We start from the raw sequence: 8,518 nt of genomic DNA, 5'->3' as shown, positions 1-8,518 counted from the left end.
CGGGTTAAAATGTTTCAAGCCACCTAGACTGATTTCTCCCCTGCTAAGGGGAGATGTCCGAAGGACAGAGGGGTTTAATTCAATTAAGAGCTTTTTGTTTCTTTTTTGATGGCAGCAAAAAAGAAAAGAAAGCAGATGATAATTTGATTTCAGTAAAAAGAAATTAAAATTTCTCAAACGCTCCTAACCCAAACAATGCGAAATCGTATTTCACAGGGTCATTCTTATCAAAGCTCTTTAATACACTTGTAATTTCTTCAACAGCCTGCCAGTCATTTTGAGTGCGATGGAGTAAGCCTAATTTACGTCCCACATTTCCGGTATGAACATCCAGAGGCAAACATAACTGCGAGGGAGAAATATTTTTCCATATTCCGAAATCAACCCCTTTTTTATCATTGCGAACCATCCATCGTAAGTACATGCTTAAACGTTTGGCACTCGACTTGGCGTCGGGATTTGAAATGTGTTTTTCGCTTCGGCTCTCGTGTTTAAAATCTAAAAACAGTTTTCTGAAACCGATAATGCTGTTTTTAATGTTTTCATCTTTCTTTTGAATCCCATTCGAAAATGCATTTTCCAATCCCCCATGCTTTTTGTAGATGTTTTGTAGTGATTGAATAAAGAAGGTACAGTCGGTGCCATTAAAAGTCCGATGCACAAATTTTTTAAAAGGTTCTAAGTCTTTTTTGGAATGATGTACGATAAAATCATGCGGTGCATTATCCATCCATAACATTAATTTATTCGAATTATGAATGATGGATTTTCTTTGTCCCCATGCAATTGTTGCAGCTAAAAATCCGGCAATTTCTATATCTTCCTTTTTACTGAATTGATGCGGAATCTGAATAGGATCTGTAGGAATGAAGGATTTGTTATTATATAAAAGATATTTTTCTTCCAGAAAGTCTTTCAGTAATGATATATCTTTCTTTTTTTTCACTTACTGATACTTTGTCAAATCCATTTTCTTTAAATCAGGATTTAATTTGTGAATGCCAAGCACTACGCCAATAGTCATAATTCCGCCAAACACAATCGAAGGTACCAATCCCATTAAACGAGCTGCCACTCCCGACTCAAATGCGCCAATCTCATTACTCGAACCAATAAAAATACTATTTACGGCCGCTACTCTTCCACGCATATTATCGGGTGTCATTAATTGAAGGATGCTATGACGTACCACCACGCTGATGTTATCGAATGCTCCGGTTAATAACAACATCGTAAAAGCTAACCAGTAATTGGTGCTCAATGCGAATAAAATGGTGAATACGCCAAATAAAATAACCGACCATAACAAAGCTTCTCCTGCTTTTTTACCCGGAGGTTTAATGGCTAAAATGACAGCCATTAATACCGCGCCAACCGCAGGAGCCGTTCTGAGCAGACCGTAAGCTTCCGGACCAAGCTTCAATATTTTATCGGTGAAGGCCGGGATTAATGCAACCGCACCTCCAAATAAAACAGCAAATAAATCCAAGGATAATGCACTCAATACCATTTTATTTTTGAATACAAATTTTAAACCGGAAGTCATGCTTTGATACAAGGTTTCTTTTACCTCACGCACCGGCATTGGTTTAGGACTAATACGAAAGATAAAGGCGAGAGCGAGCAAATACAAAATACCGTTGATGATATAACAGGTTTCTGCGTTTAAACTGTTATTGTATCCGTAAATTAATCCCGCTAATACCGGACCTAAAATCGCACCCACATGCCAGGCCGTGCTATTCCAGGTGGCAGAATTAGTGTATTGATTACGCGGAACAATTTGACTCATGAACGGGTGAGTGGTAGCTGCGAGAAAAGAACGGATGATACCAAAGAGAAAAACCACTCCAAACAAAGCAAACATACCGGTATCCTTTAAAAAGGAAGTAAAGGGTGCGCTATAAAAATAGAGTAATACAGAGCCGCAAAACAAAGCAAAGATGCCCGCTAACAACACCTTTCTTCGGTTCACCGTATCTGCAACATGTCCCGAGAAAAATGAAGAAATTACAAAAGGTACTGCTTCTGCTAAACCAATTAAACCCAGTACTAACTCTTCTCGTGTATGCTCATAATAAATCTGCAAACTGATTGTACTCATTTGCATTTGTATGGCAAGCGTAAGAAAAAAGCGGGCGTAAAAGAAAAAGCGGAATTCTTTTATCTTAAAAATACTGAGCGATTGACTGTCGAAAAGCGACATAATGGGTGTAAAGGTACCCAAATAAAACTATTGTAAAAAATGAATGTGTAATATTTGGACACAAATCGTAATTGCTACATTTTATAGCCAGCATTAAGTGTTTGGTCGCTCTAATTTTGGATTGTTATGGAAGAAACATTCATCAAGCACATTCCCATTAAGTTTTTGGCAGAAGATGACCGGCCAAGAGAAAAACTTTTGAGTATAGGCAGACAAAACCTCTCGGATGCCGAGTTACTGGCGATTCAAATAGGATTTGGAACACGAGAGGAAACCGCCATACAATTAGCACAAAGGGTTTTAAATTACTATGGCAACGATTTGAATTTATTGGCGAAAGCATCGGTATCCGAGTTAAAGAAATTCAAGGGAATTGGGGAGGCTAAAGCCATCAACATAGCTTCTGCTTTTGAATTGGGAAGAAGACGAAACGAGTTGGAGCGAACAGACAAGCCAAAGATTACATCTTCGTTAGATGCATTTAAATTACTCAATAAAAAACTAAGTGATTTGCCGCATGAAGAGTTTTGGATTCTTCTTTTAAACCGTGCAAATTCCGTGGTAAAAATGGAGTGTATCAGTCAGGGCGGTATAAGCGGCACAGTGGTGGATGTGAGATTAATTTTAAAACCGGCCATTGAATCTTTAGCAAGCGGTATAATACTTTGTCACAACCATCCATCCGGGCAATTAAAGCCGAGCGAGCAGGATGTAAGTCTGACTAAGAAGATTAAAGAAAGTACTCGGATGATGGATATAAATTTGTTAGATCATCTTATCATTGGTGACCAAAAATATCTTAGCTTTGCGGATGAGGGGATACTTTAGGATATAGGAGCCAGGATTTAGTGAATAGATATTTATGATAAAAATTGTAACCATCATAGGCGCCAGGCCACAAATTATCAAAGCTGCAGCTTTAAGTCGCGCTATTAAAACGCATTTTTCAGCGCAGATAAAGGAGATTATTGTTCATACCGGTCAGCATTACGACGAAAACATGAGTCAGGTGTTTTTTGATGAGTTAGGCATTCCTGCTCCTGATTATAATTTGAACGTAGGAAGTGGTTCTCACGGTAAGCAAACCGCGGCAATGATTACAGGAATTGAAGAGATTTTGGTAAAGGAAAAACCAAACGCTATTGTGTTGTATGGTGATACCAATTCGACATTGGCAGGAGGAATTGCGGCGAGTAAGATTCATGTGCCGGTAGTGCACATAGAGGCGGGATTAAGATCTTATAATAAAGCCATGCCGGAAGAAGTAAATCGCATCATGTGTGATCATGTGAGTACATTATTGTTTTCTCCAACCAAAACAGGTTTCGAAAATTTGGTGAAGGAAGGATTTAAAATCACGAATACTGCACCGTACAATGCGAATAACCCAAAAATTTACCACTGCGGAGATGTGATGTACGATAACAGTTTGTATTTCTCAACCGTTGCCGAGCAAAAAACAGCTATCATCGGGAAATATAATCTGCCTAAGAATAATTTTATTTTAGCCACCATTCACCGTAATAATAATACCGATGAACCGGAGCGCTTAAACGCTTTATTCAGTGCCTTGAATAAAATCAGTACCTCGGAAAATGTGGAAGTAATTTTGCCTTTGCATCCGCGTACAGCGAAGTTGCTCGAAACAAACTTAAATCCTGTATTGCTGAAGGAAATCAAAAGCAATAAAAAATTCCATATTGCGCCACCGGCTTCTTTTTTGGAAATGATTGCCTTGGAAAAAAATTGCAAGATTGTTATGACCGACAGCGGCGGTGTGCAAAAGGAAGCCTTTTATTTTGAAAAACCGTGTGTGATTTTACGTCCCGAAACGGAGTGGATTGAATTAGTAGAATGCGGTACGGCAATTATCGCTGATGCGAACGAAACTAAAATCATTGAAGCTTATAAAACGCTCACACAAAAGCAAGGCATGCAATTCCCAAAACTTTATGGTGATGGTAAAGCCTCCGAATTTATTTGCGGAGAGATGGTGAAGCATTTAAAATAAATTCTATAAATCTAAAATATGAAAACAAAAACATGCTTAATTATTGCGGTATTAGCCATAATATTCGCCTGTAAAAAAAAGGAAGATAACAATCCGGAGCCAACGCCAACACCTGAACCAACACCAACGGTTCCTGAAACTCATTATATTCCTGCAAACTATAATGATGCTAATGGCATATTGACCGTGTCTAATTTGATAACAAAAACGACAAGTGGCTCCAGTTCTTCTGTAGTTTCTTCACAGATGGGTATTGCAAAGTTTACCCTTGTTCCAAGTAATTTTACATCAATGGTAGGTGCAGGAACCGTAAGCGTTAACTCATCGGTTTGTACGCAATACGCAGATTCGTCTTATAATAATTTTAATTCATTCCTGATGAGTACCAGCAATGCAGCATGGCAAGCTACAGGAGGAGTTAATATCCCGGCGTTTACGTTTACATCAAAAACCCCAACTGTAACAACCGGCTCGGGAGATATACAAGTAAATAAATCTACAGGATTTACATTTGACTTCAGTAATATTACAAATAAGGACAGCGTGTCTATTAAGATTGAAACATCTTTTTCAAGCACCATTACTGCTTCAACAATTGAAAAGCGCTATTTATATTCAGCCGGTAGTGCTTCTTTCTCGCCTTCCGAATTATCAGGATTGCCAACAGGAACTTTAAATATGGTTGTAAAGTGTAAAAAATATGCAAAAGACACTGTAAGTGGAAAGTATTTCTACTTTGTTAATAACACACAATTTACCCAAAACGTAATTGTAAATTAGTTAATCGTTTTTGTAAGCAAGAAATTACACAAAGTAGATTTTTTCTGAATAGTTTTAGCGTTCAGTATTATTTCAGGCGCCAACGCAAACAAAATGATTGAAGCTTATAAAACACTCACACAAAAGCAAGGCATGCAATTCCCAAAACTATATGGTGATGGTAATGCTTCGAGTTTATTTGCGGAGAAATGGTGAAGTATTTAGCTTGATTTGCTATTGTTGTTTTACTTAACTAAATTCAAGTGTGAAAGAAAATCTTGTTTTCATACTGTTATTTGCTATCTCATTCTCTTTAAACGCTCAAAGAGATTCCATAAAAAGAGAAAAGCTTAGAGATTTCAGAGGTGTTTACATCACAAGTTATTATAGTTTAGGTGGAGAAGATCATTATGTTTTTAGTAAATATTCTGATCATTGGAAATATGCTCTTCAATCAAGAAATTTTGAGTTTAAATCCCCTAATATTGGCATTGGCTACGTATTAAATAAGCGTGAGTTTTTTATCAGAACGGATATTAGTTATTCTTTTGGTTCGAAGAAGTTAGATGACACCTACGGTGGAAATAGCAAAAGTATTAACGGTCGCTCGGAATATTATGAGCTGAATCCAATGTCTATTTACTACTCCGGCGGTTCCTATAAAGGAGCTATCTATTATAGGTATAAGGATTACCTCAAGGGAAAGTTGAATTTGCATTATGTTGACTTAGGTATGGTTCTTGGTGGGAATATGCTTCCATATCTTAGATTGTATTCCGGCTGGAGATATCAGGCATTGGTTCTGAAAAAGTTTAGCGCTATTCAGGATCGCGCGGCAGAACGATTTATGGTAATTGGATATACATCGCAAAGCACGATTAAGGATTCATTGATAGAAACAAGTTATCTGCAATATAAAAATGATGAAATAGAAAATCTTTCAAATCAAGATCTTGCCGGGTCTTTTTATTTGACTTTTGGTTTTTGTGGCAATTTTAAAAATTAAAAAACAGATGTTTATGTTTGAAATGCAATATGATTATAATGGTATCATTTTTCGAAGGCCAGAATACAGTAGGGATTATATGTCAATAAAATTAAGTTACCTGATAGATTATTCTACAGATTTCGGCAACAAAAAATCTAAAGATTAATTCCTATCTTTGGGGCTGGTTATCAGTTACAGGTTATTAATTAATAAAATTAACTACACTTATAACAAATAACCTATAACCAATAACATAAAAATGAAATTTCACAAAGAAGGTTACGCCAGTTTAATATTAGTGTTGGTATTCAGCGCTATCATTACATTTATAGCACATTTCTTTTTCCCCGGCTTTGCTATCGCGCATTGGTTCGCTTATTTAGTAAGCGCGTTTTTAATCATTACTATCTTACAATTTTTCCGCAATCCTACACGTACCTTCACACAAGGTGAGAATTTTATTATTTCTCCTGCTGATGGAAAGGTAGTTGTAATTGAGGAAGCTGAAGAGCCGGAATATTTTAAAGGTAAGCGTTTGCAGGTGTCGGTATTTATGTCGCCAATTAATGTACACGTCAACCGTTATCCTATTGCAGGCGATGTGGTGTTCTTCAAATACCATCCCGGTAAATTTCTAGCGGCTTGGGAACCAAAGTCGAGTACCGATAATGAACGTACGACTGTTGTAGTAAAACACAGCAGTGGCAAAGAGGTATTATTCCGTCAGATTGCAGGAGCATTGGCACGTCGAATTGTGTGGTATTGCAAGGAAGGCGATAAGGCTTCGCAATGTCAGGAAATGGGCTTTATTAAATTTGGTTCACGCGTTGATTTGTTTTTACCGTTGGATGTAAAGGTGAAAGTGAAAATCGGTGACGTAGTAAAGGGATCTCAGACCGTATTGGCGGAGTTTTAATTCTTGATTCGAGTAATCTGGGGCACTCGCCAAATGTTTACGAAATCACTTTTGTGAAATCATAGTTGTATAACCAACAGATTTTATCATAATCTGATTTAGAAAGCTTTTCTAATTGTATGAGGTAACTGTCTAACAACTTTTGATTATTTTCCGTTTTTAGTTTTTTTATATATTCATCAATTAAAACCAGCCTGACAGCTTCCCATAATTCGTCTTCTGTTAACTTCAAATCACTTATGTGTTTTATTTTAGATAGCATGTTTGCTAAAACAAGAGTGTCAATTCCGTTTACATGATTTTTAAATGTCCTTACTTCTGGGGCATTTTTAAGGTTTATCACATTAACTCTAATTAAATCTAAAAGTAAACTTGTATTCATTGTGTAAGTTTTATGTCAACAAAATTAGCACAGCTTATGCTAGTGATACAAGTAAATTTCAAAAATTAATTCCGATAATTTCTCCGAATTTTTTAGGTTATTTAAGAGTAAATGGTTATCTTATATTTATTTGATAAAAATATCAAATAATTTTTCTCATGCAATTTCTACTAACTCTCCGTATCCAATTCTTTATTCAAAGCGTACTTTCTCCATTTATCTATTACACTTTGCATATCGGCAGGGATTTCACTCTCAAACAATAATTTCTTGCCATTAATAGGATGTGTAATGCCTAATGTTTTGGCATGAAGCGCATGCCGAGGTAACATGGTAAAACAATTTTGTACAAACTGTTTGTATTTAGCAGTATTAATTCCCTTCAAAATAATATCACCACCGTATTCATTATCATTGAATAAAGGATGACCAATCGATTTGAAATGTACGCGTATTTGGTGGGTTCTTCCGGTTTCTAGTTTACATTCAACTAAAGTAACATAACCGAATCTTTCCAGAACTTTATAATGTGTTACTGCATGTTTCCCGTGTGATCCATCCGGAAACACAGTCATCACTTTTCTGTTTTTTAAATCACGGCCAACATGTCCGGTAATTGTACCACTGTCTTCTTTTAAATTTCCCCAAACCAAAGCCACGTATTTTCTGTCAATTGTATGATCAAAGAAATCTTTAGCTAATCGGGTCATCGCTAATTCTGATTTTGCAATGATCACGATTCCGGATGTGTTTTTATCGATGCGATGCACTAATCCCGGTCTTTCTAAAGTTACATCGTGCGCAATTTTTTGTTTGCTGGTTGGTAAATTTTTGAAGTGATAGGCTAGTGCATTTACTAAAGTTCCTCTGTAATTACCATAACCGGGATGCACTACCATTCCCGGAGGTTTGTTTACCAAGGCGATGTACTCGTCTTCATAAACAATGTTTAACGGAATGTTTTCAGGTACTACTTCTACATCACGCGGCGGTACCGTTAATACAATGGAAATTTCATCCAATGGTTTTATTTTGTAATTGGATTTAACGGGTTTGCCATTCACTAACACACTTCCTGCTTCACAGGCGTTTTGAATTTTAGTGCGCGTGGTGTTGCTGATGCGGATCATGATGAACTTATCAATGCGCATCATTATCTGGCCCTTATCAACCTTTATGTTGTGATGTTCGTAGAGCTCGCGATCGTCTTCTTCCTCTTCTAAAAAATCATCAGTATCCGGACCTTTATTCATGGC

General features: G+C 36.8%; 9 protein-coding genes. 5 read left to right on the top strand and 4 right to left on the bottom strand.

All coding sequences use genetic code 11. The annotated features are described in order from the left end of the window. Positions 1 to 163: 163 nt before the first annotated feature. A complete protein-coding gene (locus tag J0L69_13280; GenBank protein ID MBN8694160.1) occupies positions 164 to 946 on the bottom strand; it encodes a TIGR02757 family protein in 783 nt (260 codons plus the stop codon). After that, the gene (locus J0L69_13275) at positions 947 to 2,206 is read right to left on the bottom strand and encodes an MFS transporter (protein ID MBN8694159.1); all 1,260 of its coding nucleotides are present in this window, start codon (positions 2,204 to 2,206) and stop codon (positions 947 to 949) included. It lies immediately after the preceding gene. A gap of 126 nt (positions 2,207 to 2,332) precedes the next feature. Between J0L69_13275 and radC the strand changes: the two genes are divergently transcribed. The 5 genes from radC to J0L69_13250 all read left to right on the top strand — a co-directional run bounded on the left by radC (position 2,333) and on the right by J0L69_13250 (position 6,880). Continuing rightward, positions 2,333 to 3,034, top strand: coding sequence for a DNA repair protein RadC (radC, locus tag J0L69_13270; protein MBN8694158.1), 702 nt, complete (start codon positions 2,333 to 2,335; stop codon positions 3,032 to 3,034). A gap of 34 nt (positions 3,035 to 3,068) precedes the next feature. Then, entirely contained in the window at positions 3,069 to 4,217 is a 1,149-nt protein-coding gene (wecB, locus tag J0L69_13265) for a UDP-N-acetylglucosamine 2-epimerase (non-hydrolyzing) (protein ID MBN8694157.1), read from the top strand. 18 nt (positions 4,218 to 4,235) lie between these two features. Further along, a complete protein-coding gene (locus J0L69_13260; GenBank protein ID MBN8694156.1) occupies positions 4,236 to 4,997 on the top strand; it encodes a hypothetical protein in 762 nt (253 codons plus the stop codon). Positions 4,998 to 5,241: 244 nt separating this feature from the next. Continuing rightward, entirely contained in the window at positions 5,242 to 5,982 is a 741-nt protein-coding gene (locus J0L69_13255) for a hypothetical protein (GenBank protein MBN8694155.1), read from the top strand. A 241-nt stretch (positions 5,983 to 6,223) separates the two neighbouring features. After that, positions 6,224 to 6,880, top strand: coding sequence for a phosphatidylserine decarboxylase family protein (locus tag J0L69_13250; GenBank protein ID MBN8694154.1), 657 nt, complete (start codon positions 6,224 to 6,226; stop codon positions 6,878 to 6,880). Positions 6,881 to 6,917: 37 nt separating this feature from the next. On the opposite strand, the gene J0L69_13245 is transcribed toward J0L69_13250, so the two are convergent. Together J0L69_13245 and J0L69_13240 are read right to left on the bottom strand one after the other, a co-directional pair. Further along, positions 6,918 to 7,262, bottom strand: coding sequence for a hypothetical protein (locus J0L69_13245; GenBank protein MBN8694153.1), 345 nt, complete (start codon positions 7,260 to 7,262; stop codon positions 6,918 to 6,920). A 170-nt stretch (positions 7,263 to 7,432) separates the two neighbouring features. Next, positions 7,433 to 8,515: an RluA family pseudouridine synthase gene (locus J0L69_13240; protein MBN8694152.1), complete on the bottom strand. Its 1,083-nt coding sequence runs from the start codon at positions 8,513 to 8,515 to the stop codon at positions 7,433 to 7,435. Positions 8,516 to 8,518 lie beyond the last annotated feature (3 nt).

The sequence above is a fragment of the Bacteroidota bacterium genome, from assembly GCA_017303905.1.
In the GTDB taxonomy this organism is placed as follows: domain Bacteria; phylum Bacteroidota; class Bacteroidia; order B-17B0; family Aurantibacillaceae; genus JAHEYG01.
Note: the sequence above shows the minus strand (reverse complement) of the source record. Positions and strands in the feature narration are given on the sequence as shown.